Consider the following 25,567-nt stretch of genomic DNA (forward strand, 5'->3'; position numbering starts at 1 on the left):
TAACGCTCTACTTTCTTGCTTACTTGGGTTTGAACTTCGAAGTATATCCTTAAGTAGTTATTTACATAGTAAATAAAAAACATATCAATCTTTCAAATGTTTTAAACGACTTTATTTAAATGACAGTTTCTTTTATGTTTACATAATATGATTATTCCGTTTGTCCTGAATACCTATAAAAAAAGACTGTTAAGAACTATTCCTTCTTAACAGTCATCCCCCTACTTTTCTGTTCCTTTAGTTTATTGATCCGCCAGCATTCGTATACCTGACATTGAACTCTTGCACAAATTGGTTTGCAATGGTTCCATCATGTATAAACAGCATGTTTTCATCATTGATGTTATTCCCATTATTGCTCCAGTTCGTGGAACCTACAATGACTGTTGGATCACTGTTTGTGTCTGCATCGATCAACATCGTTTTGCTGTGAAGTTTGCGAGACTCATTACCCGTGTAAACAGGTGCGGGGTTAGCCCAACGAGTATTCGGGTTATCAACACTTTCCTGTGTTGCGGTGCGTCCTGTCATATCCACACTTGCAGACCACCATTGGTTCCAAAAGCTTTGATCGAATACACCTTTGATATCAAAACCCGTCAATGTACCTTCCAGATCATTATATGATCCTTCCCATAATTTCTTTAACTCATCGACTAGGCCTTGATCGCTCCAGGCAAAAATGGTGAAGTAAGTATTCACATCAGCAGACGTTTTAACAAACTCTCTCATTTTCCCAACCGCATCATCACCTGCGGAAAAGTAAATTTCAACGATTTTTCCATTCACATCAACTTCATGTATCGTATTGTCAATCTTCCGGGTGTTGAAATTAGCGGCTTCACTATCAGGCGATAGCGTAGAGCTGCCCCACATTTCATTAAATTCAACTTCAAATACATCAGCTAATGCCGGCCAGTTAATCTCGACTACATGTTGCTGGTTGCCATCCAAAACGCCTTGTTCCATATTGGTTTCAGTGCCGTACAAGCCGGTCACTGTGAAGTTCCAGCTTCCTGTAAATACCCAGCGATTATCAATGATGGCAAATTTATTATGCATTTGTGTTCCGGGGCTATAGTAGGCATCGGTGCTTTTTTCTTCAGCCTCTACAAACAGATAACCTGACTCGTCCCCATTTCCGACTGCAACGGTTTTAAGTGGAAAATCTTCTGGAGTGGCAGGCAAGCCCAAATCGGTTCTGGCTGCACTGTCTTCTACAGCAAACATCGGAGAATCTGAGAATACATAAATGTCATCCGCAGTTCCAACTTTTCCATCTTGTCCCCTTACCATTTTCTCTACTTGCAATCGCATCGTTTTGAACCGTTCAACATAATTCGGATCAGCTGCATCTTTTGCATCCGCTATCACGCGGACATCTATGCCTTCTGCCGCTTTCGCAATCAATGCATCCACAATGCCCGGCAGATTAATTTCATATGTTGCAAAGTCGATGCTAGTCGTCGCTTGATTCAAGCGTTCGATCAAGCGGGTTTCCAAATTCACGTTATAGTTTGCTTCATTCCCCGAACTTGCATAGGAAATGTCCGCGCATTTATTAAAGTAAACGTTAATTGCGCCTTCCGCTTCAGAAACGTTATTTAAATGTTCTGTTCTGTCGGTGCAGCCTTTCACTTTTGAATTGACTGCCCGCGGAGTGCCGTTTCCTCCGTCATAGGTTTTTGTAGAATCAATCCAGTTGGTGGCTAGGGTGCCAGCCACAAGCGGATCGGCTCTTTCCATTGTTGCCTTTGACAAGTTATCCCCTGCATACCAAGCATCTGCACTATCTATTAAAGTGCCGGAAGAATCTCTCAGTTCAAGGATCTCTCCCCCATTTTCCAGTGACCCTATATAAATCAGGTCAGCAGTAACGCCAGGAACAGAACTGTCATTGGTTCTTTCCAACAAATAATACCCCCCTGCTGCAATGGTGCCGGAGAGGCGGATTTCGGGACTGCTATCGGCAGCATTTAAAGTCCAGCCGCTCATATCAACAGCCGAGTTTGTCGTGTTATGTAATTCAATCCATTCGCTATTATAGCTGTAACTCGTACCCATCCAGGCAACTTCATTGATGGCTACCGTGCCTGTCGTCGCTGCCTGTACTTTTTGATCCACGATACTAGGTGCCATAAAAGAAATAATCAGTGCAAAAATCAATGCAAAATGTAACGGTTTTCTCATTTTCTAATCCCCTTTTTGTTTTTGTGTTTCAATGTTCATCAAGCCCTTTATTATTGTATAACTATTTTGTTAATTAAGTATTAAAATTTAACAATAATTTCATCTAATATAAATTATTTTGCTATTTTTAACATTTATCAAAATAGAATATTCATTTTGGGATTATCGAAATTCCCTGCTTTCTTTATAATCTAGAATGCTGAAGTAACATAACTTTATAAAACAAGAAAAATACCCCTTTCGAAGATGTTCTAAAATTGCAGGAATTACTTATGAATGGAGGTGTTCTTTCGTGCACCATATTGAAGTAGTTGTTGAATTCCTACGAAATTAAATAAGACAGGTAGATAGCTCTCTACCTGTCTTTCCACTATAAAATTATGAGTTTTTTACAGGATGGGAGTAAACATGCTCCGGATAATCTGTAATAATTCCATCTACATTTAAGTCGAATAGTCGTAAAGCTTGTTCTTGTGACCTTGAAGTGTATGGATAAATGTCCATTCCTGCCTCATGAACATTACTAACCAGCTCATCCGTTACAATCTTCATTGTTGGGTTGAAATAATCAGCATAACTCGCAAACTGAGCTAATTGTTCTTCGGTTACGTTTGCCCAACTTCCTCCTGTCAAAACGCCATGAGAGAGGTTGGGTAAAAGCTCTTTTGATTTTTTAATAGATTCATGGTTAAAAGATTGGATGATGATTTTATTATTGTTCGGTGCACTCATATTCTTTTCAATCAAAGCATCCGCAACCTTCTCTTCTACTCCTGTATAAAGTTCTGGCGCCTTCAATTCGACTAAAATACCAACTTTCCCTTGAAACTCAGCCAATACTTCTTCAAAAGTAGGAACACTTTCACCAGTAAAGGCTTCACTAAACCAGCTACCGGCATCTAACTGCCTAATTTCTTTTAACGTTAAATCGCCAACTTTGCCGGTTCCGTTTGTTGTACGATCGACAGTCGTATCATGAATAACGACGAGCTCTCCATCTTTGGTCATTTGCACGTCAATTTCAATATAATCCGCCTTCATTTCAACCCCTTTTTGAAAGGCTCCCATTGTATTTTCAGGTGCGTGTCCAGAAGCACCACGGTGTGCGATGTTCACCATTTCTTGCTGTTCTTGTTTCGATACCATCTTTACTGTTTCTCCCTGTTCAGCTGCAAGTCCAGATCCGGTAAAGGATGTCATTGCAAGACTTGCTGCTAAAATTGTCACCATCCGTTTCAACTAACCACTCCTTTAGTGTTTTTCAACTTTAGTGTACGCAATGGATATATAGCAGGTATTAATAGATCATTAATAAAATGTAAATTATGGACGAACTATATAAACACAAAAAGGAAATCCTAACTTTATGGATACCCTTTTTTATCTTGCTCTTTTTTCTTGATTGCTAGTTTTTGAACTTATGATTATATCCTTAAGTAGTTGTTTACATGGGAACAAAAAAACATACTTACCATTGAAAACTATGTTGTTTTAATTTCAAATTACTTTTTCGTTATTTGTTTACATAATATAATTATATTTAATATTAACGCAATAAAAAAAGAGCTGATTTCTCAGCTCTCTAATGTTCCATATGTGATGGCGTCTTCATCTCTTGCATTTACGCCATTTTTTACATGGACAATCGTACGTAAAATTAGTTTTGCGTTTGGATTGTCCAATACCCAACGTTCGTCCGGTACAATTTCAAACTGCTGCATAACGGTATCTTTAGATTTTACGGATCCCGCAAATTCCATTGATTGTTTTGCCACAATTGTTTCGTAAAAATCAAAATCACTGTCTTCACGCGTGTCTTCGACAAGACGCACTACATTCAATTCGATAAAATCAATGGTTTGTTCCCCGTCTCCGCCGTCAAGATAAATTGTCCCATTTAATGTCTCGCCTTCTTCAAGATGAGGCCTTTCCACTACTGTATTTACTTTTAATGAACCAATGCCAATAGATGATAAAAAATCTTTGAACTTCATAAACTTGAAACCCCCAAATTTTGTTAGTTGTTAAAATACAACTTTTTTTTATAATTACTTTATAGCTCTGTATAATCATATTGATTTGATAAATTGGTTTCATGCCGATTATAGCGACGTTTAAACAATTTATAGAAATGAGATACGAGCACACGCAACAAAGCATACATTGGTATACCAAGAATTACCCCAACTACACCAAACAAAGACCCTGCTGTTAATAGAACAAAAATAATGGTCACCGGATGGATAAACATGGTTTTACCCATAACTTGCGGGGAGATCAAATTCCCTTCTACTAATTGCACAACCGTCCACACAATTGCTAGTTTAACTAACATAAATGGTGAGGTCACCAAGGCGATAATAGCCGCTGGCGCAATCGCTATCGCTGGGCCAATATAAGGAACTACACTCGTAACCATGGCTAAAACGCCGAGTAACAACGCATATTCCATACCGATTATCAAAAACCCGATATAGACCATCACACCAATACAAAAAGCCACAATCAATTGACCTTGTATGTAAGCTCCTAATTGTCTATCCGCTTCTGAAAACACTTCGCGCGTATCTTCACGAAATCTCGGAGGCAATAATTTCAAGAAATACTCCGGCAATTTTTCCCCATCTTTTAATAAATAAAACAAAATAAATGGCACAATAACAATGGATAAAATAACACCCGTAATTGTTGAAATTAATCCAGTAATACCAGAGATAATCCCCGTTACTGTATTTTGAAGCGTGTCCGCAACATTGTCTGGCAACGTTGCAAGTAAAGTATCTAATGTAAAATTAGACTCACTATAATAATCTCCAACAAATGAAGTTCTCAAAAATCCATCCACTGCTGTAACTAATTGCATAAAATATTCCGGAAAATCTGCGATTAAATTTTGAAATTGAGAACGTAAAAACGGAAATACCAACACACTTAGTAACGTGATCAAACCAATTACGCCGAGGAAGATAATGATAATACCCCAAATCCGAGGAATTTTAAACTTCTCTAACGTGCGTAATATAGGTCTGAGCAAGTAAAAAAACACCAATGCCAAAACAATTGGCAAGACCACGGTTTTCATAAATACCGTTACCGGATGAAAGATAAATGAAACTTCCTTGAAAACAAAAATGACGAATCCAAGCAATAACAAGGAGAACAATGTAAATAAAGTATTTCTACCACCCAAAAACCGAATATAATTAGTGGCAAAAAATGATGGCTTGTCCTCTGGCTCCATAAGCTTCCTCTTTTCTGATTAAACGTTATACTTTCATTTTATCATAATCATCGCACAATTAGTTTAAGGGTTGCGACAAAAATTCACTCAAAGCTTGCTTATTCATGTCAAGGTCAATATCAAGAACTGAACCTGCATGTGCGTAATTGCCATAGCTATAACCATTTTTAATCGGCAAGGTTAATCGTTCAACTTCCCCACCACCACTCATAGCTAATTGAGTCGCTAACTTGATTTGATCTGTTAAAGGCATATCCGTTTGAACATACCCTTGTAAAGTACCTGCTAATTTAGGTAATTTTGGAATGGTAGAGACGGTCGCCATTTCATCTTTCATTGCTGCAATCACTTGTTGTTGTCTTCTCACGCGGCCAAAATCTCCTTCTTCATCTGCTCGGAACCGCGCATACCCTAGTAATTCTTTCCCGTTTAGCTTTTGAACTCCTGGGGTTAAAGAAACACCAATATTTTCTGACATTTCTTTTTCAACATCAATTTCTACACCACCCGGTACAGCTACATCGACAAGGCTTTCAAAGCTCTCAAAGTCGATTAATGCGTAATGATGAATTTCAACTCCAAACATTTGTCGAAGTGTTTCTGCAAGTAAGTCCACTCCACCTAAATAATATGCTGTATTTAATTTATAAGACTGATAACCTGGGATGTCTGCATAAATATCCCTCATAAACGAAGTTAACTTTATTTCACCATTTACTTTATCATGTGTCACTAACATCATTGTGTCCGTGCGTGATTTTTCTTCTCCTCGTGAGTCAATGCCTAGCACCAAAATGTTTTCATAATCTTCGTTTGCCTCATCTTCATCGAACAAAACAGGCTCTTGCGCTGATGTATCTGCTATGTCTTTACCTTCTTTAAATTGTAGGAATGCATAAGTGCCAATAGCGATTAAAGCGACCAGGAGCAGGAAGACGATGCCGCGCAGCCGAAATCTTCTTTTTCTGCGTCTTTTTCTTTTAATCGGTTGTAATTCTTCTTCCATTATAAATCCACTCCTTTCTGAACTTTCACGTCAATATGACGCATTGTTGGGCATTAAGTTTCGGTATTTCAATTAAAAATTTACACGATCAACTCTATTCAACTACCTTTTCCCATCCGACTAATATTTAAATAGGAAAATCGCTTTTTTTTATTAATACTGCTACTATTATAATGACTTTAGTTATGTAAAAGACATTTATATTGTCGGAAAACCGCGAAAGTGGTAATATTTCCTTAGCAACTTGAGAGGAGACTTAATTATGACTGAAAAAGCAACATTTGCAGGGGGCTGTTTTTGGTGCATGGTCAAACCATTCGATCAATTTGATGGCATCGAACAGATCGTTTCAGGCTATAGCGGTGGCCATATCGAAAATCCTACATATGAACAAGTAAAGACTGGTACAACAGGCCATTTAGAAGTAGTGGAAATCACTTTCCAACCTGACGTCTTCTCTTACGAACAATTGTTAGATATTTTTTGGCAACAAATAGACCCTACTGATGATGAAGGACAATTTCAAGACCGCGGACCTTCTTATCGTGCAGCAATATTTGTTCACAACGAACGTCAACGTGTTATTGCCGAAAAATCAAAACAAGAGATTGATGCAAGCGGTCGTTTCAATAAGCCTGTCGTGACCGAGATTCGCGACGCAACACCATTTTATGCAGCAGAAGATTACCATCAAGATTTTCACAAGAAAAACCCTGAATATTATAAAAACGATCGTGCAGCTTCTGGCCGCGATGAATTTCTTTCCTCTACATGGGAAAAAGTTGACGTCTAACGCGTCAGCTTTTTTTACCCTATTGAATTTTTTGATTATTCGACCAATTCGCCATTTTATTATATAGTTTAGGGAGGTACTCGGTTGAAACTCATTGAATCTATTGATCCCATTATAATGCAATTGATTATTGTTCCATTCTTTGTTATTGGCATTGGTATTTGGCTAGCACTTCTTTCTAAAAAAGTTTATATTGGCCCAATCACAACCATGCTTTTAACACTAACGTACAATTATTGGTATTTTACATCATTTTTCCCTGATTCCAAGCTTTCATTTACGATGATTTCATCCTGGTGCATCATCTTCCCTTTAATATCTCTTTACCTATCTTGGTATATACTCATGCAACTTCAAAACATTAAAAATTTTTTTCTTCTAGAACCAAGAGAATTCGATTAATTTTTTTTATGAAGTAAGAAAGCAAAAATTAGCATTAACCCGATAAAACTTAAAAACAATAATAATGTAATGTCATGATTCTCGGTTTGATCGTAAATAACACCAATAACGAGAGGCATAAAAGCCGATATCATATACCCACCCGATTGTGTCATGGCGGTCCAACTATTGGCATCGTCAGCTGTTGTGGTTTCATCTAATGGCATCAGTAAGGCAATTGGAAAAAGACCACCTAACGCCACACCGATAAAGGCAGCCGCTATCCAGACCATGTTCAGAGAACCGAACATCAGTATCAGAACACCGATCGAACCCGAACTTAAAACGATAACAGTCCATATAAAACGATTCGGAAACTTATTAAAAAATAACGGAATGCTTATGTTCCCAACTATTTGTACTGCTGTCATTAAAGTTAGAACTCCACCTGCGGTTAGCACGGTCATTCCCTTATCAATCGCAATTGGTGCAAGCCACGTAAGCATTGAAAAAAACAAAGCTGATTGCGCACCGAAAAACAGTAACATATACCAAGCTCGTTTATTTTTAAGTGGAGACACGCGTCTAATTTCGAAATCCACTTCCTCCACTTTTTCTTCAGTTGGTTGCTCCACACGCAACCAAATACTAATCGCGACTACTGACAACAAACTCCAACTCGCAATGGCTGCTGGCCAATCCGCAATGATATAAAACACACCTGTTAATCCTGCAGCCAATGTTGCCCCGAGACCCATTCCAAATGAATAAACACCGATTAATGCGGGCGTTCGCGTTGGGAAGCTATGCTTTATAATCGCTGACAAAAGTGGACTTATTACTGCAATGGCGACACCAATAAAAAATGCACTGATGAGCAATACCGGATAATTTGGTAAAAACCCTCTTCCTAAAGTAAACACACCGATTACACCTAATAGGAAAGCAATTGATCGTCTCAAGCCGAATTTCCGACCAAAAACGATCGCAAGTGGTGCAAAAAGCCCCATACAAAAAACAGGAATAGCTGTCAGTAAGCTAACCTCACTGCTACTCAAATTCAAATCGATTCGAATGGGATCAAGCATCGGCCCAATAGATGATATTGCGGGACGTAAATTTAACGCGACAAACAATATTGCGATGACCATTAATCCGAGCGCTGACTTTCTTTTGTTTTTAGACACGTTTTGCCCTCCAGTAACTAACACTCAAATGCCTTATTTAAACAGCAATCTAAAATAAAATTTCATTAGTAACTTTTTAAAAATTGCGCTTGAATTGACGAAAACCCCAAACTTGTGTTCTCTCTATCCAATCATTTAAAATAGAGGAGTGAAAGGCGGTTTGTCAATGAAACTCGTAAATTGGAGTTATGCGAAACGCTACAATATAAAAGCGATTTTCGATGATTTCCCACACGTCGTCGTTTTGTTTCGTCAAATTGGTGGCTATTACTTTATCTATTCCATGAAAGGTCTCACGAAAGATCATGTTCCTGGCCGGCGAGAATATGTGCAAATGGAATACTTATTAAACAAAGAACTTGGCTCGCTTGAAGCATACTTAGAGCGTAAATCGAGATAAAAAGACCTTATATTCTCAGTTTATCCGAGACCACGGCTGAATGCTATCGATTTTCGGGGAATTCGTGGTATACTAATCTTATTGTGAAATTTAGGAGGTACGTATACATGATAGCTGCAAATGATGTAAGTCTTCGCTTTGGTGACCGTAAACTTTTCGAAGATGTAAATATTCAATTTAACCCTGGTAACTGTTACGGATTAATTGGTGCCAATGGTGCTGGGAAATCCACTTTTGTTAAAATTCTTTCTGGTGAACTTGAACCCCAATCCGGAAATGTTTATATGGGTTCTGGTGAACGACTTGCTGTACTAAAGCAAAACCACTTTGAGTACGAAGAGCATGTAGTTCTTGAAACTGTCATTATGGGACATAAGAAATTATATGAAGTAATGTCTGAGAAAAACGCAATTTACATGAAAGAAGATTTCTCTGATGAAGATGGTATGCGCGCTGCTGAACTTGAAGGCGAATTTGCTGAATTGAACGGTTGGGAAGCTGAGTCTGAAGCAGCAATCTTACTTCAAGGTCTTGGAATCACTGAAGATCTTCACGACAAAAAAATGGCCGAACTATCCGGTTCTGATAAAGTAAAAGTGCTTTTAGCTCAAGCTTTGTTTGGTAAACCTGATGTTCTATTACTGGATGAGCCTACCAACCACTTGGACTTAAAAGCAATCCAATGGCTGGAAGAATTTTTGATCAACTTTGCGAACACGGTTGTAGTTGTATCCCATGACCGTCACTTCCTTAACAAAGTATGTACACATATTGCCGATCTTGACTTCGGAAAAATCCAACTATATGTCGGAAACTACGACTTCTGGTATGAATCAAGCCAATTGGCAACACGTTTAGCTTCAGATCAAAACTCGAAAAAAGAAGAAAAAATTAAAGAGCTTCAAGCCTTTATCGCGCGTTTCTCAGCCAACGCTTCAAAATCGAAGCAAGCGACGTCACGTAAGAAAATGCTTGATAAAATTGAATTGGACGACATTCGTCCTTCTTCTCGTAAATATCCATTTGTTAACTTTACAATTGGTCGTGAAATCGGCAACGACGTGCTAACAGTTAGAGATCTTAGTCAAACTGTAGACGGCAACAAATTATTAAATAACATCAGCTTTAACATGAGCAAAGAAGACAAAATTGTTTTGATTGGCGATCCGCTTGCCAAATCAGCACTTCTTCGTATTTTAGCTGAAGAAGATAAACCCGAATCAGGAGAATGTCGTTGGGGTGTAACTACTTCACGTGCTTATTTACCAATCGATAACTCAAGCTATTTCGAAGGCAGCGAAACATCATTAGTAGAATGGCTACGCCAATATTCTCCAGATGATGAAAGCGAAACTTTCCTACGCGGATTCCTTGGCAGAATGTTATTCTCCGGTGAAGAAGTTAAAAAGAAACCTTCTGTCTTATCAGGTGGCGAAAAAGTGCGTTGCATGCTTTCAAAAATGATGCTATCTCACGCAAACGTTCTTTTATTGGACGAGCCAACTAACCACTTGGACCTTGAGTCTATCCAGGCTTTAAATAACGGCATGATCGCTTTTAAAGGCGCTATGGTTTTCACATCTCATGACCATCAGTTTATCCAAACGGTTGCAAATCGCGTGATTGAAATCCGTGAAGATGGATCAATTTTAGATAAACAATTAACTTATGATGATTTTTTGGAATGGAAAGAAACACAAGGAATCACCAACTAAAACAAACAGCAGTCTAACTCATTGAGTTGGACTGCTGTTTTCTTTTTAACATTGTTTAACTCAAGTGACTTTTTTACTTGGTAAAACGTTTTACCAGACGACCTGCCGGTAATTTCGAAACATATTTATTTCCGGAGTTGGAGACTTTCTTAACAAGTGATAACAAATTCTCATCACCTGTCCAATGTTCTGTTATGACTTCTGTCGGGAACTTATTTAGTACCGTATTTATAACAAATACAGCAACTACAACATCATCGAGGAATCCACCGGGCCCTACTAAGATTTCTGGCAAAAAATCGATAGGCGCGATAAAATACATAATCCCTGCTCCGACTGCTGCTTTGCTTTTAGCATCGATTCGGTTGTCTAGCATCAATCTTGTTAACAAGTGAAACAAATCAGGTGCGAACAATACATAACCACTAACGGTTCCGACCACACCCGGCTTGTTATCTACCCAATTTTGTACTTTTTGTCGCAGTTTTTGGTAGAAGTCTTGTTGTTTTTCTTGACTAGGCATTGGCTTTTTTAAATAATCATTCGTCATTTTCATGTCCCCTTTGCACATCTTATCTAACTTCGAGCACAACAATTAAAAGATTAAAGTTACGTTTGTCGCAACGCGTTCTTTATCGGCTACCCCATCATAAATTGTGAATTTGACTGGCTGTCCAGGCATTAGTTTTCGGAACCCATCCACATTGATATTGATCTCCTCAAAGAAAAAGTCTTCTCCATTGTCACCAGTAATCATGCCAATTCCTTTGTTATCATCAAATGATTTTACTTTGCCTTCCATTTCTAAAACCTCCCACCTTCTCTTGATCCGGTCTTCTCATTATACCCAGTTGAGAATGAATAAAAACCTTCTTAGAAAACGAGGTATTGGCTAACATTTTTCTACAAAAAAAGAACCGCTTCTAAAGAAGCGGTTCTTTGGGATATTAGACTTTAGTTACGTTTGTTGCTTGAGGTCCGCGGTTGCCTTCTTCTACTTCAAATTCAACGCGTTGACCTTCGTCGAGTGTTTTAAAGCCTTCGCCTTGGATAGCTGAGAAATGTACGAATACATCGTCGCCGCCTTCAACTTCGATAAAACCAAAGCCTTTTTCTGAGTTAAACCATTTCACTGTTCCTTCTTGCATGTAAATTACCTCCTGTGGTAAGAAAAATTTTTCAATATGGAATCTTTTGCAATAAAAAAATTCACATATTCCCGAAAGTACCATCACGTGCTGATCACTTTTGGGAATATGTGAATAGCTGTTATTGGTCGAGATTTCATATTGTTTCATTTATTATAGCAAATTGACTACAAAAGTCAAACAAATCTAAAAACTTATATTTGGTTTTCCGTTAACTAGCCAGATTAGCCCATGAAAGATTTGCAAATCCTCTTCGCAATCTTCACAGTACTCCGTTTCTTCTTCATTCCAATAACACGTAAAGGCATGATTCTTTTGTTTTTGATTCGGAAAACGGCGACTAAAATCATCTTTGAGACCTTCTAAATAAGACCGAGCTTTTTCGGGTGAACTAAATTCATGTCGAGTCATAATTTTTTCTTCCCAACCATCCAACATCCACCACGGTTCGTAATCTGTTCTCATATAGATAATTTCATGCATAGCTGCCGGCCTCTTTTCTTCCTAATTAGCATTGTGCCAAATCCTCTTGTACTTGTAAAGTGTTATGCATCATATTCTAGTAGGATTCCAAAGTTTGTATTGACCTGTTGTTTCACGTAAAATATAGAAGAGCAAATGCATTGAAATGAAACTTTTTAATGCGCAGGACGTATAGATTAAGTAGTAGTGAAGGAGGTCCTTTGCATGAAGCCCCTAAAGCCGATTGAAAATTTTATCAAGAGGCAAACTGTCAGCTTACCCATTATGGCTGTAATGTTTCCTGTTTTATATTTGGGCGCTGAGATTGGATTCATCGCTTCTGGAGCAGTAGCCGCTGGCACATATATTGCGAGCAATAGCACAATGAAACAAGTTCAACTTTCTTCAGACTCGAAAAATTTCGGCATGACACGAAGTGAATACAAAAATGTGCAACTGCAAATAAAAGAAGGCAAAGAAAAAATCAAGCAACTTCAAGGGAATTATTATAAAGTCCGTTCTATTTCTTCTTTTAAACAATTAATAGATATGACAAAAATAGCAAACAAGATCATTCTCGTGGTTCAACAAAACCCTAGAAAATTTTACTTAGCTGAACCATTTTTTTATTCTCATTTGGATTCAGCGATAGAACTAACCGAAAAGTATACGTTATTGGTTGGACAACCTGTTAAAGATACCGAAATGCGCATTACGTTGCAAGATACACGGGAAATGCTCTTATCGCTAAACAAAGTAATGGAGCAAGATTTGAAACGAGTATTATCCAGTGATATCGAACGATTGCGCATGGAGTTAGATTACGCACAATTGGCCGTTGATCAGCACAACGAACAGAAATTACTCGTTCAGCCAGAATCAGAACATGAGGGAGACGTGGAAGATGACAGAGAAACCATCAAACCAGAGTGAATTAGATGATTTATTGGAGTCTCCATTTGGCATGCAGATGGAAAAACAACAGCAGTCAGTAGTTGAACAAAAAGAAGAACGCCCAGTTTCGTTAATGGACCGCTTATCAAAAGAAGAACAAGCAAAAGCCCGTGAACTTGCCAAGCAAATTCCAGTAGGGAATAACGAAGCGATTCTTACTTACGGAGCCAACGCTCAAAACCAATTAAGCCAGTTTTCACATAAAATGTTGGATCATGTACAGCGTAAAGACATCGGTCCTGTTGGCGATATACTTCATGACTTGATGAAAAAGCTTGAAGAGTTAAACCCTGAAGAATTGACACAAGGTAAACGTGCCGGAATTCGCAAGCTTTTTTCAAAAGCTAAATATTCGGTACAGGAAATGATGACAAAATACCAAAAGCTCAGTAGCCAAGTAGATCGGATCAGCATACAACTCGATCATTCTAAACGAGGATTGCTTGACGATATTCAAATGCTTGAACAACTATACGACCAAAACAAAACGTATTTTCAAGCATTAAATGTTTACATCGCAGCTGCAGAACTAAAACGCGATGAAATTATGAACGAAACCATCCCGGCTCTTCGTAAAAAAGCAGAAGCTTCACAAGATCAAATGGTGTATCAAGAAGTAAATGACATGGTGCAATATGTGGATCGGTTAGAAAAACGATTGTATGATTTGCAACTATCACGCCAAATTACGATTCAAAGCGCACCACAAATTCGCATGATTCAACAAACCAATCAGACCTTAGCAGAAAAAATTCAGTCGTCTATTATGACATCGATTCCGCTATGGAAAAACCAAATTGCGATTGCGTTAACGTTGAACAAGCAGCTTAAAGCTGTAGAGGCACAAAAACAAGTGACCGCGACAACCAATGACTTGCTTCTGAAAAACTCAGAAATGCTAAAAATGAATTCAATTGAAACCGCTCGTGAAAACGAGCGCGGTATTGTGGAAATTGATACATTGAAGAAAACGCAAGAAAACTTGTTAGAAACAATTGAAGAAACGCTGAAAATCCAGGCAGAAGGCCGCAGAAACCGAAAAGCTGCAGAGCTTGAGATTGGTCGAATGGAAGAAGATTTAAAACAACGATTGCTCGCAATTCATGATGGTCACGAAAAAAATAATGAGTAATACAAACCCCCGGTAGCTCAGAGCTACCGGGGGTTTGTATTGTTTTACCGTTTGGACAGTATTTCTATCGATTTGGACAGTATTGGGCATGATTCCGACAGTATTCCGGCTAAATCGGACAGTATTTGCAGCAATCCGGACAGTATATCCAAATAATTGGAAATTCAACACGCTAATAAACCCTAAAAAGGCACTCTCCACGGAGAGCACCTTCTTTCAACCCGCCTGTATGACCAAATGCAAGCTTCTTTTTAGCAATCGCAAGGTCTGTTCGACAAATTGTTCGAGCGAATCAGCACTGACGGATTTATTGCCATACATCATCCGGTAAAAGGCGGCTTGATCTTCTGAAATCGATTCGCTGCTCAAAAATAAGTGCAGCACTTCAATCCCTGTCTTTTTCGCTTCGGATACGGCGTTCGCAGTGTCCACTACGCCGTTTTCTGCATAATTATAAGCAGATGGTTCGCCATCTGAAAAAACCAGTAAAAAGCGATGTTTTTCAGCGCGTCGCTTTAATCGGTTGTTCATCCAACGAATAGCAAAACCGTCTCGATTGTCTTCGTGTGCATCGAGTGACGCAATGGTCTCGGCGTGGTCTTTGTTGCGATCTTCAAATTTATGCATCCACTCAAAGTAATTGGGTTGTTCGGCGTCACTTGCTTCGTACGCATCTTCGTAAAACAACACAATTTCATGTGGCACATTCAACCCGCGCAACACATCGTGAAACAACAGAACCGCTTGTTTTGTTTCATCTAATTTATCTAGCATTGATGCAGATCCATCGATCAACAAACAAAATACGGCGTCCAGTTCTTTAGATGGTGCGGTTTTTCGGTAAAATGGCTTTGGTCGCTCTTCAATCGCAAGGGGTACTAATTTTTTTGACAGTCTTCCTGCATTTAAATTTGTACGAATGCCTTCTTGTCGTTGAGTCATTCGCTTTTTTAATTCTTTTAACAAAGCACGAACATGAGGTGCTTGTTTCCTACGCCAATTTTCAATATCCAAACGGTGATCGCCTACTGCTTTTAATCTCGATTCGTGATACACCACTTGATCATTTGCGGAACCAAATTTCCCTTCTGCTTTTTTCGGTTCGCTTTTCATTTGGCGATCGTCTTTATCGCTATCTTCTAAATGATCACCGCTTGAATCACCTTTTGCCGTTTGTTCCACTTCACTAGCGCCTGCTTCTTCTCTACCACCATCTGCAATTTGCGAATCTCCACTTTCTAATTCAAATTCCATCGCAGGTGAATCGCTTAACTCTGTTTCACGATGCCACGCCCCAAACCATTCTTCAATCGTTTCGATTTCTTCAGGTTCTTCTGCTTCATCTGCTTCTATGCCTTCATGATAATGAAATGGTGGGATCTTCTCCAGTGCTTCCCCGAACGTATAATACGTATGAAGCGCATCTGATTCTAGTAAAAACTCTGCGCGGTCCATAATCCGGTTTACAATTCTTACAGAATCCATTGTCGATTTCGCATCAAACAACTCTGTCCACATTAAAGAGAGTGCATCCGTCAACTCGCCTATATCTACTTCAACTCCACGCAAACGTAAATATGCTGCATTGATAAGAAGGTCGCTTTTAAATCCTTTTTTAAGATTTTGCTTGGCCTGATCTTCATGATATTCCGTATAAACCACTTCGCGGGTTTGAAAAGCAGTCATTGTTCCAGGTCGATTCGCTTTAATGTGTTCAGAAAGCCTAAATTCTTCAGCACATAACAATAATTGTTCACGAAGGCTTGGCAATTTCGTTTTACTTTTTTTAAAATGACGCCACACCGTTAAGTCGAAGTTACGCCAAAACCCTGCCGCTAGTAAATAGATATCCGACAAATAACCATTGCGCTCTATTCGTTTCGTTCGGTGTCGCCAAAATACACTCATCGACATGGCTAATTCAGATGGTCGCAATTCGATCAATTTACGTGTCGTCACTTTTAAATACGGTGCATCTGCTAAAGCGGCAGCCAGCAACTCCATTTGATGAAGCAACTTCGTATCAATGGTTTCGTTATTAAATTGAATAAAGCGGTTAACTGATGTCATCATTTTCACCTACTTTTTCCAAGTATTCGCTAAGTCCATGAACAAATCACGTTCACTTTCATCATCTAATTTCTCTGCAATTGCATATTGAACGGCTCGCAAAGGGTCCATATGTTGTGCTAAAGCCGTCGCATCAAGCAAACTCCGAATCGAAGCAGCTTCTTCCGACAACAAGCCATTTTCCACTTGCTTCATCAAATCTTCTGCTAAATTCAGCATGAATGTTTTCAATTCTTTTTCAGCATCTGGAAATTCACGATTCCACAATTCAGCTAATTGTTGGCCGGTTAAATAAGGAATCGGATAAGCGATAAAGCGGTTTTTCAACGCTTCGTTCATAGGCGCTGTGCCAATATAGCCTTCATTTATCGCGGAAATCACACCAAAATCTGGATGAGCTTCAATTACTTCACCCGTAAACGGATTGGTCATCATACGGCGATGATCTAATGCGCTATGCAAAATGGGCAAGGTCTCTGCCTTAGCCATATTGATTTCATCGATATATAGAAAATGCCCTTTTTTCATTGCGGTTACAACTGGACCTTCAACAAATTCGATCACACTTTGTCCATCACGTTGCACCAATGTTTTAAAGCCTAATAATGCTTCTGCATCCAAGTCTACTGAACAGTTTATGCTTTGCATAGGTTGTTTGAAAAGGGCTGATATGCTTTCTGCCAGTTTGGTTTTACCTGCACCCGTTGGCCCTTTTAGCAAGACAGGTTTTCTCAAAACAACAGCTGATAAAATATCTTCCCACAAATGCTCATCTGGAGCGATATAGCCTGTTTTTCCGATCAGTTTATCGTATTCTTCGTTTGACTGTTTTTGTCGTTTGGCTATATCTTCATTTATAAATGACATAGAGTATCCCTCTTTCCTATAGAAAAAGCCGATGTTTCCATCGGCTTTTCAACTTTATTGATGTGGATTATTCGAAATACGTTTTGTAAAAGCCACCAATTTTTCCGGTATTATCTACTACAAAGATAAATTCTTCGGTTTCATTTTTAACTTCGTACTCTTTCCCTGCAGTTAAAACGTTTGATACTAAAAATTTAGCTGCATCTGTATGTTTGCATGTCACGGTTTTGATTGTTTCTTTATTTAACCATTCATTGTGAAGCATCATCATCACCCTTTTCTATCTGTCTATCTTTTAGTATAAGGAAAAATTCAACTAAATTCAAACAGTCTCTTTTTCAGATGCGTAACACATTTATTGCTAGTCATCACTTTTAGGAAACTTCGTTGTATAAATATACCGTATCACCAAAATAAAAACGATAAGAACAGTCAACGAAACTAAAAATGCTTGTATGTGATCGAGAATGGTTTCATAGGCATATGGAAACGTTCTGCCGACATTGAAATAAATAAACATCCAAACAAATCCCGCTGAATACGCAAACAACATATAACGCATGATCGGAAATCGATTTGCTCCCACTACATACGGCATGGCCCAACGGATTCCTGGAAGGAAAAAACTAAAAGCTATTGCCCATTCTCCGTGCTTTTCCAAAAAGTGGCTAAAACGGCTAATTGCCTGCTTTAACGCAGTTTTATTCAAGCGATTTAGCAATCGATGTCCTAAGCTACGACCGATAAAGTACGCGAATGTATTGCTGGTGATCAAACCTGCATATGCGGATAAAAAAGCATAATAAGGATTAAAGTTGCTAATCTCAGTTAAGACGCCTGAAAATGCTGCTGCCACTTCATTTGGAATCGGCAAACCAAATAACAGCAGCCAATTAAACACAAACATGCTAAAATACCCATATTTTTGCACCAATTCTAGAAGAAACGAAATATCCATGGACTTCGACCGCCTTAGGTGTTCTTTCCTATATCATGACAAAAAAAAGATAGTCCTGCAACGCAGGACTATCTTTTTTAAAAAATATTAAGATTCAAGCAATAAATCTTCTGGGTTTTCAATCATATCTTTAACCATTTTCAAGAAACCAACAGAATCGCTTCCGTCAATTACACGGTGGTCATAAGAAAGTGCAACGTACATCATTGGACGAATTTGAACTTCGTCACCAATTGCAACAGGACGTTTTTGGATTGTGTGCATTCCAAGAATACCAACCTGTGTACCATTTAAAATTGGTGTAGACATCAATGAACCAAATACGCCACCGTTCGTGATTGTAAACGAACCGCCTGTCATATCAGCCATTGAAAGTTTTTTGTCACGAGCTTTTTTAGCAAGTTCGCCGATTGTCGCTTCGATTTCTGCAAAGTTCTTTTTGTCCGTATCGCGAACGATTGGTACAACAAGTCCTTCTTCAGTTGAAACGGCAATACCTACATCATAAAACTGTTTTAGCAATACGTCTGTACCATCTAATTCAGCGTTAACGTAAGGGTATTTTTTCAATGCAGCAGTTACTGCTTTTGTGAAGAATGACATAAAGCCAAGTTTCACATCATTGTTTTTAAGGAATTGATCTTTTTTACGGCTGCGTAATGCCATAACGTTCGTCATATCAATTTCATTAAATGTAGTTAACATTGCAGTTGATTGTTTAACTTCAAGAAGACGTTTAGCAATTGTTTGACGACGTCTAGTCATTTTTTCACGAACAACGCGGCCGTTTTCTTCGTCTGAAGAAGGTGCTGCTGCTTTTGGTGCTTCCGCTTTAGCAGCAGGTGCACTTGCTGCAGGTTTTGAACCATGCGCTTCTACATCTTGAACGCGTACACGTCCCATAGGATCTACTGGGGTAATTGCTGCAAGATCGATTCCTTTTTCACGAGCTAATTTGCGCGCTGCAGGACTTGCAATTGTGCGATCAGAAGAAGATTGCTCTTCAGCCGCTTTGTCTTCAGCCACAGGTTCTTGAGCAGCAGGAGCTTCTGTTTTAGCAGGCTCTTCTGATTTTTGCGGAGCTTCTTCTGCTTTAGGAGCAGCAGATTCGCCAGAACCTTCGCCTACGATTGCGATTACTTGTCCAACTTCAACTGTATCGCCTTCTTGTGCCAAATGTTCTTGAACAACTCCAGCTTCTTCAGAAATAACTTCAACGTTTACTTTATCTGTTTCTAATTCAACGATGAATTCTCCCTTTTCAACTGTTTCGCCCGGCTGTTTAAGCCACTGAGCGATTGTTCCTTCTGTAATCGATTCTGCTAATTCTGGTACTTTGATCTCTGCCACAAAAAATTCCTCCTTAGGTTATCCTTACAATTTAGCTAATGCTTCGTCAATGATACGTGTTTGTTCTACTTTATGTGCTTCGCCATCGCCTTCTGCTGGGCTTTGACGTTGGATACGACCGAAGTATTTCACTTCTTTGCCGTCACCTAATTCACGCAAGTAAGGGTCTGCAAATGTCCATGACCCCATGTTCATTGGTTCTTCTTGTACCCAAGCCAACTCTTTAGCATTAGGGTAACGATCTACAATCGCTTTAATCTTCTCAGCTGGGAATGGATACAATTGTTCTACACGAACAATGTGCGCCCATTCGTAGCCTGTACCATCTTTAACTCGTTCAGCTAAGTCAATTGCCATTTTACCACTTGCAAACAAAATACGTTTTACTTTTTTCACATTTTCGCCCATATTCGGCTGTTCAATAATGGTTTGGAAATGTCCTTCTGACAAATCATCTACGGATGCACCCACTAGAGGATGACGCAGCAATGATTTTGGTGACACAATAATTAATGGACGAATCGATTCTTCTCCAAGCATTTTTGCCTGACGGCGTAAAATATGGAAATAGTTTGCTGCACTAGAAAGGTTGGCAACTGTCCAGTTGTTTTCAGCAGCCATTTGAAGATGTCTTTCTAAACGCGCACTCGAATGCTCCGGGCCTTGACCTTCGTAGCCGTGAGGCAGTAGCATAACTAAACCTGATTTTTGTCCCCACTTTGAACGTCCAGCAGAAATAAATTGGTCAAACATCATTTGAGCCATGTTAGCGAAATCGCCATACTGAGCTTCCCAAATAACTAACGCTTTATCGTTCTCAACATTATATCCGTACTCAAAGCCTAATACTGATGCTTCACTAAGCGGACTGTTGTACACAACAAATGATGCTTTAGCATCTGAAATATGATGCAACGGCACAAGTTCATTGCCGTTCTTTTCATCATGTAACACTAGATGACGGTGAGCAAATGTGCCACGTTGCGCATCTTGACCAGTTAAACGGATTGGGTTGCCATCTTGTAAAATTGTACCGAAAGCAAGTGTTTCAGCATGTGCCCAATCAATTTTCCCTTTGCCTTTAAAAGGTTCTTCACGACGTTTTAAGATTTTTGCTAATTTGCCGAAAGCAGAAAAATCACTTGGCCAAGACAATAGCTCTTCGTTCATTTTAGTCAAAATATCTTTATCAATTCCTGTTGGAACTTCAGGATAACCGTTTAAAACAGCTTCAGGGATTTCCAATTTCGGGAAATCTTCTGATTTGTTTTCTTTAACGCGATCATATGCTTCCTGCATTTCTTTTTGAACATCTGCATCAAGCTTTTGAACATCGTCTTCAGAAAGTACGTTTTCAGCTGCTAATTTGTTACCGTAAAGTTTACGGACGGTATCATGTTGGTGAATACCATGGTACATAGTTGGGTTGGTAACTAATGGCTCATCCATTTCGTTATGTCCATAACGACGATAACCAATTAAATCAATTAAGATGTCTTTACCAAATTTTTCACGGTATTCAAACGCTAAACGAGCAACTGCAACTACTGCTTCTGGCTCATCCGCGTTAACATGGATAACCGGTACTTCAAACCCTTTTGCAGGATCCGACGAATAATGCGTGGATCTAGAATCAAATTGTTCTGTAGTAAATCCGATCAAGTTGTTAGCAATAATATGGATAGATCCACCTGTTTGATAACCTTTGACGCGGCTAAAGTTCAAAGTTTCCGTGACAATCCCTTGACCTGGGAATGCCGCATCGCCATGCACTAAAATAGCATACGATTTTTTCGGATCCATATTAGCAATACCCGTTTGGTCAGTAAGTTCTTGTGCAGCTCGAGTTTGTCCAGCTACGATTGGACTTACAACTTCCAAATGCGATGGATTATATGCTAATTTAACGCTCGTACCAGTTGCAGATTTATAAGCTGCACCCATATGGTATTTCACATCACCAAACCACCCTTTAGTGATTTGAAGAGAACCGTCTTTCGGAAGAAATGCTTCATCGCCAACGTGGGCAAATCCAGCAAACATCATTTCATAAGGTTTGTTTAAAATATGAGTAAGCACATTTAAACGACCGCGATGCGCCATCCCGATCATAATGTCTTTCGTTCCTGCTGATTCGGACATGCGAACAAGCTCATCCATTAATACAACTAATGAATCAACACCTTCGATTGAAAAGCGTTTTTGTCCAACAAATGTACGATGTACAAACTTCTCAAAACCTTCTACACGCGTTAACAAATCAAGAACTTGTTTTTTCTTATCTGCATCTAGTGATGGTTTTGCTATGCCTGCTTCGATCTTTTCTTGCAACCAGCTACGTTCTTGCGGCTGAATAACGTGAGAAAATTCAAAAGCAATTTTGTCTGTATAAAGTGATTTCAAGTAATTAATAGCTTCTAAACCATTGCTTACATTGTTTGGTACATTGTTCAAAATAAATGATGCAGGCACTTCTTTTAAATCTTGCTCACTTAGACCGTAAGTTGAAGGTTCCATGCGTGAAGTATCTTTTGGCTGATCGTTTAGCGGATAGATATCTGATGCTAAATGACCATGCGCACGAATCGCTTCAGCTAAATGAACAGCAGCCAACACTTTTTCAAAATTATTTGGTTCTACAGTTGTTGCACCTGAAGTTTGTTGTTCTTTAGGAACTTCAGTAGGTGGTCCGTATTGCTTAAAAAGTTCAACATATTCTGGGTCAAGTAATTCAGGTGACTCTTGATACAGATCATACATTTCCATTACGTATCCCAAGTTCGGGCCAGTAATAGAGCTCCACGGGGATTTTGCATCTGGATAATTGCTAGACATTAAAAAACCTCCAACTATTTGTTTGACGGCAGTCATTATTTTTTGTATATGTCTTGCCTATTTTATCACGCTTCCGATTAGACATAAAGCAGAAGGCGCTTAGGCAATATAAGTTTAAAATTCCCTATCAATCTTACTACTTCCATGACGAAAATCAAAGCATTTTCGTGAAAAGATTCACATAACAACTAATAAAGTACTTTTTATCAGTTTATCGCTTTAATTTAGCTATTTTCAACTGCTTTTTACTGCACAGAATACAAATAAGCAGTTCCTTTCCCTTTACCTTTGGCCAAATAAAGTGCCGCATCTGCTTTTTTAACCAATTCATCAAAATCTTGTCCGTGTTCAGGATAGATAGCAATCCCTACAGACGATGTTGGGGTGAAATGATGATCAGCGATTGTCCATCCTTCTAAAAGTGACTCATTGATTCGATTAATAACACTTTCAATATGTTGTTCACTATTTTCCGGTACCACATCACGTAATGCGACTAAAAATTCATCGCCACCAACTCTTGCAACTAAATCATTTTTTCGCAAGCTTCTTTTGATTGCATCGCCGAAATGAAAAATAAACTCATCCCCAACGTCATGTCCAAATTGATCGTTAACTAATTTAAAGTCATCTCCATCTAAATACAGTAAAACGATAAATTCATTTTTGGCATCGGCTTGCTCTCTAATTTGTTGAAACTGTTGAATCATAAAACGTCGATTAGGTAAATTGGTCAAACTATCGTGATATGCCATGAAATGCAATTTTTCTTCTAATTGTTTTCGTTCTGTTATATCAAAAAGAATAGATAAAAATTGATAAATTTCTCCTTCTACATCTAATAGTGGAATGATGGTAACGTCTACCCAGAAAAACTCCCCATTGCGTTTCATACTTTTAATTTGGCCGCGCCAGATTTCACCTCGTAAAGTCACTTCACGAATCTCATTGTATAATTTTGGAGATACAACTGCTTCTCCAATTTCAGATATATTCAACCCAATCATATCTGACGGTTTATAGCCTGTTAATTCGTTTAAATTATCGTTTACAAACTCTACCGTACCAGAGACATTCCAAATGGCGACAAGTGCTGCGTAATTAAGCGCTTCTTTGTAGCTTTCCAAAATATTTTCGGTCTTTTTCAGTTCATTTTTTAACAATAATTCGTTAGTTAACTCTCGAAAAACAATGTGAAATGCGCGGATCATTCCGTTTTCTTTTACCGGTGAATAGCTGACCGAAAACTTCGCTTCGGTACCATCTTGTTTTATACGTTTCATAATCATCGACGTACTCTTAGATTGTGCTGAAAACTGTTGGAGCAAGTTTTTCCCCGCTCCAAACAATTCTTTTTGCTTATCCGGCAACTCGTGATAGTAGCGACCAACCCACTGGCCTTTGAATACGCCAAATGTGTTTTCATAAGCTGGATTTAAATCGAGAATCATAAATTCTGCCGAAACCATAATCATGGGATCCACGGAGTTTTGAACTAATGACTCGAAAAACAAATAGTCTTCTTCTATTTTCTTTTGAGCTGTCACATTTTTGGTAACTGCAAGAACAAATCGCTCATTTCCATATTCCATCGGTGTAAGCTCTGTTTCCATGGCAGTTTCTAAATCACTGAACAAACTATAATCACGATACGTGTGTTTTTTCCCTACTTTTAAAGCGATCAAATATTGTTTTTTAATCTCCATTGCGAGGGGCAGTGGCATACTTTCATCTAAATTGGTACCGACTAGTTCTTTATTAAAAAGCGTAAAGCACACTGGGTTAACATACAAATAGTCAAATGTGTCTCCATTTTGCCTCATGAAATAAACCGGATCTTTAGCGTTTTTATAAAGTAGATCTAGTTGCTCCACTGTAAAAGGCATTAACATCTAATTCACCGCTTTCCTTTACACAAATTGACTTGAGAAAGTAGTAACTTCCTCAATAAATTTCTCGTAACTTGGTTGTTCTTGTAATTCAGTAGTTGATGATATGCTGCTATTGACCGATTCGTCGGCCCAATCGAATGTCGAAATTGACAGATAAGTTGCGTTCCCTGTAAGTTGAAGTTGAATATTGTCCCCATTTTTTATAACGGAACATTTCACGAGTCCCCCAGGATTATATACGGATACTTCGCCAAACGGTACCAACCCTGCCATACAACTAATTAATGCTGAAGCTGTCATTGCTGTGCCACATGCATTTGTAAAGCCGACACCTCGTTCGTAAGTCCGAACAAATATTCCCTGCTCTACTGGGGTTACATAACTAACATTGACCCCATCAGGAAAATACTCGTTCTCTCCATTAAAATGCTGTGCCCATTTTTGCTGGTGGCTAATGTCTTTTTGAAGTTCTTCAGGCACAATTCCAATCAAATGAGGGTTTGGAACAGAGACCGCTGAAAAAGGAATGTCTTCTGAAACAAAAGGTAATGGTTTTTGAACCCATTCTGTATGATTTAAGTAGTTCATTGGCAAACTGTTTAATGAAAATGACACCGGCGAAATCTCTACAGCATATGTTTCAATTCCTTCGTTTAAAGTTTCTTCTTTTTTGACACGCAAGGAAGCTTTCATCGTTTCGATTACTGCTTCTTGAACGTTGTCACGTTCGCAAACATAGCGTGCAACACAACGTAGACCATTTCCACACATTGAAGCTTCTGAACCATCATTATTAAAAACACGCATTTTCGCATGCGCAACAGCCGATGGTAAAATCACCAATATGCCGTCCACATCTTGATCTAAAGCCGAAAGTTGGATTGCTAATTGGGCATAATCTTCGCGTTCTTCCCCTTCAAACATGTAAAACGTATTCATAGAGCCATGGACTTTTATCATTGTCATTTCCATTCCGGTCACCTCTT

Annotated in this window: 24 protein-coding genes; 6 read left to right on the plus strand and 18 right to left on the minus strand. The window is 38.8% G+C overall.

The genetic code is table 11. From position 1 onward, the window contains the following. Positions 1-237: 237 nt before the first annotated feature. The 5 genes from BCM40_RS08910 to BCM40_RS08930 form a co-directional block, all read right to left on the minus strand. Positions 238-2,190, minus strand: coding sequence for a phospholipase D-like domain-containing protein (locus BCM40_RS08910; RefSeq protein ID WP_065526225.1), 1,953 nt, complete (start codon positions 2,188-2,190; stop codon positions 238-240). Positions 2,191-2,568: 378 nt separating this feature from the next. Beyond that, positions 2,569-3,429: a glycerophosphodiester phosphodiesterase gene (locus BCM40_RS08915; RefSeq protein ID WP_065526224.1), complete on the minus strand. Its 861-nt coding sequence runs from the start codon at positions 3,427-3,429 to the stop codon at positions 2,569-2,571. Positions 3,430-3,764: 335 nt separating this feature from the next. Beyond that, a complete protein-coding gene (locus tag BCM40_RS08920; RefSeq protein WP_065526223.1) occupies positions 3,765-4,184 on the minus strand; it encodes a sporulation protein in 420 nt (139 codons plus the stop codon). A 59-nt stretch (positions 4,185-4,243) separates the two neighbouring features. After that, positions 4,244-5,431, minus strand: coding sequence for an AI-2E family transporter (locus tag BCM40_RS08925; RefSeq protein ID WP_065526222.1), 1,188 nt, complete (start codon positions 5,429-5,431; stop codon positions 4,244-4,246). 58 nt (positions 5,432-5,489) lie between these two features. Continuing rightward, a complete protein-coding gene (locus BCM40_RS08930; RefSeq protein ID WP_065526221.1) occupies positions 5,490-6,437 on the minus strand; it encodes an LCP family protein in 948 nt (315 codons plus the stop codon). A gap of 262 nt (positions 6,438-6,699) precedes the next feature. Here BCM40_RS08930 and msrA point away from each other — a divergent pair, with 262 nt between their 5' ends. Both msrA and BCM40_RS08940 read left to right on the plus strand, forming a co-directional pair. Further along, positions 6,700-7,230 (plus strand): peptide-methionine (S)-S-oxide reductase MsrA, encoded by a 531-nt coding sequence (gene msrA, locus BCM40_RS08935; RefSeq protein WP_065526220.1) that lies wholly within the window; start codon positions 6,700-6,702, stop codon positions 7,228-7,230. Positions 7,231-7,314: 84 nt separating this feature from the next. Further along, complete coding sequence (locus BCM40_RS08940) at positions 7,315-7,632, plus strand: hypothetical protein (protein ID WP_065526219.1); 318 nt, start codon at positions 7,315-7,317, stop codon at positions 7,630-7,632. Here the strand turns inward: BCM40_RS08940 and BCM40_RS08945 are convergent. Next, complete coding sequence (locus BCM40_RS08945) at positions 7,629-8,798, minus strand: MFS transporter (protein WP_083394500.1); 1,170 nt, start codon at positions 8,796-8,798, stop codon at positions 7,629-7,631. The two genes, BCM40_RS08940 and BCM40_RS08945, sit on opposite strands and share 4 nt — an antisense overlap. Positions 8,799-8,964: 166 nt before the next feature. Between BCM40_RS08945 and BCM40_RS08950 the strand changes: the two genes are divergently transcribed. Together BCM40_RS08950 and BCM40_RS08955 are read left to right on the plus strand one after the other, a co-directional pair. After that, positions 8,965-9,198 carry a hypothetical protein gene (locus BCM40_RS08950; RefSeq protein ID WP_065526218.1) on the plus strand — a complete coding sequence of 78 codons (234 nt, stop codon included), beginning with the start codon at positions 8,965-8,967 and terminating at the stop codon, positions 9,196-9,198. A gap of 107 nt (positions 9,199-9,305) precedes the next feature. Then, complete coding sequence (locus BCM40_RS08955; RefSeq protein WP_065526217.1) at positions 9,306-10,913, plus strand: ABC-F family ATP-binding cassette domain-containing protein; 1,608 nt, start codon at positions 9,306-9,308, stop codon at positions 10,911-10,913. A 73-nt stretch (positions 10,914-10,986) separates the two neighbouring features. Here BCM40_RS08955 and BCM40_RS08960 read toward each other — a convergent pair whose 3' ends face one another. From BCM40_RS08960 to BCM40_RS08975, 4 genes are all read right to left on the minus strand, one after another. Continuing rightward, the gene (locus BCM40_RS08960; protein WP_065526216.1) at positions 10,987-11,463 is read right to left on the minus strand and encodes a YkvA family protein; all 477 of its coding nucleotides are present in this window, start codon (positions 11,461-11,463) and stop codon (positions 10,987-10,989) included. 45 nt (positions 11,464-11,508) lie between these two features. Beyond that, positions 11,509-11,715: a cold-shock protein gene (locus tag BCM40_RS08965; protein ID WP_065526215.1), complete on the minus strand. Its 207-nt coding sequence runs from the start codon at positions 11,713-11,715 to the stop codon at positions 11,509-11,511. 145 nt (positions 11,716-11,860) lie between these two features. Then, positions 11,861-12,061, minus strand: a complete 201-nt coding sequence (locus tag BCM40_RS08970; RefSeq protein WP_008428384.1) for a cold-shock protein — start codon at positions 12,059-12,061, stop codon at positions 11,861-11,863. Between the two features lie 186 nt (positions 12,062-12,247). Beyond that, positions 12,248-12,544 carry a DUF1033 family protein gene (locus BCM40_RS08975; RefSeq protein WP_065526214.1) on the minus strand — a complete coding sequence of 99 codons (297 nt, stop codon included), beginning with the start codon at positions 12,542-12,544 and terminating at the stop codon, positions 12,248-12,250. Between the two features lie 204 nt (positions 12,545-12,748). Here BCM40_RS08975 and BCM40_RS08980 point away from each other — a divergent pair, with 204 nt between their 5' ends. Further along, on the plus strand, positions 12,749-13,456 hold the full coding sequence (locus BCM40_RS08980; protein ID WP_065526213.1) for a 5-bromo-4-chloroindolyl phosphate hydrolysis family protein: 708 nt from the start codon (positions 12,749-12,751) through the stop codon (positions 13,454-13,456). Beyond that, positions 13,428-14,609, plus strand: a complete 1,182-nt coding sequence (locus BCM40_RS08985) for a toxic anion resistance protein (protein WP_065526212.1) — start codon at positions 13,428-13,430, stop codon at positions 14,607-14,609. Before BCM40_RS08980 ends, BCM40_RS08985 begins: the two co-directional genes overlap by 29 nt. Positions 14,610-14,825: 216 nt before the next feature. On the opposite strand, the gene BCM40_RS08990 is transcribed toward BCM40_RS08985, so the two are convergent. The 8 genes from BCM40_RS08990 to dapF all read right to left on the minus strand — a co-directional run bounded on the left by BCM40_RS08990 (position 14,826) and on the right by dapF (position 25,553). After that, positions 14,826-16,679 (minus strand): vWA domain-containing protein, encoded by a 1,854-nt coding sequence (locus BCM40_RS08990; protein ID WP_065526211.1) that lies wholly within the window; start codon positions 16,677-16,679, stop codon positions 14,826-14,828. Positions 16,680-16,688: 9 nt separating this feature from the next. After that, positions 16,689-17,546 carry an AAA family ATPase gene (locus BCM40_RS08995; protein ID WP_065526210.1) on the minus strand — a complete coding sequence of 286 codons (858 nt, stop codon included), beginning with the start codon at positions 17,544-17,546 and terminating at the stop codon, positions 16,689-16,691. A gap of 67 nt (positions 17,547-17,613) precedes the next feature. After that, positions 17,614-17,811, minus strand: a complete 198-nt coding sequence (locus BCM40_RS09000; protein ID WP_065527704.1) for a DUF6501 family protein — start codon at positions 17,809-17,811, stop codon at positions 17,614-17,616. 96 nt (positions 17,812-17,907) lie between these two features. Next, positions 17,908-18,504 (minus strand): DedA family protein, encoded by a 597-nt coding sequence (locus BCM40_RS09005; RefSeq protein WP_065526209.1) that lies wholly within the window; start codon positions 18,502-18,504, stop codon positions 17,908-17,910. An 87-nt stretch (positions 18,505-18,591) separates the two neighbouring features. Further along, positions 18,592-19,854 (minus strand): 2-oxoglutarate dehydrogenase complex dihydrolipoyllysine-residue succinyltransferase, encoded by a 1,263-nt coding sequence (odhB, locus tag BCM40_RS09010; RefSeq protein ID WP_065526208.1) that lies wholly within the window; start codon positions 19,852-19,854, stop codon positions 18,592-18,594. Positions 19,855-19,878: 24 nt separating this feature from the next. Next, positions 19,879-22,689: a 2-oxoglutarate dehydrogenase E1 component gene (locus BCM40_RS09015; protein ID WP_065526207.1), complete on the minus strand. Its 2,811-nt coding sequence runs from the start codon at positions 22,687-22,689 to the stop codon at positions 19,879-19,881. Between the two features lie 245 nt (positions 22,690-22,934). After that, a complete protein-coding gene (locus BCM40_RS09020; protein ID WP_065526206.1) occupies positions 22,935-24,581 on the minus strand; it encodes a sensor domain-containing diguanylate cyclase in 1,647 nt (548 codons plus the stop codon). An 18-nt stretch (positions 24,582-24,599) separates the two neighbouring features. Continuing rightward, a complete protein-coding gene (dapF, locus tag BCM40_RS09025) occupies positions 24,600-25,553 on the minus strand; it encodes a diaminopimelate epimerase (protein WP_065526205.1) in 954 nt (317 codons plus the stop codon). Between the last annotated feature and the right edge of the window lie 14 nt (positions 25,554-25,567).

Source organism: Planococcus donghaensis, from assembly GCF_001687665.2.
Classification (GTDB): domain Bacteria; phylum Bacillota; class Bacilli; order Bacillales_A; family Planococcaceae; genus Planococcus; species Planococcus donghaensis.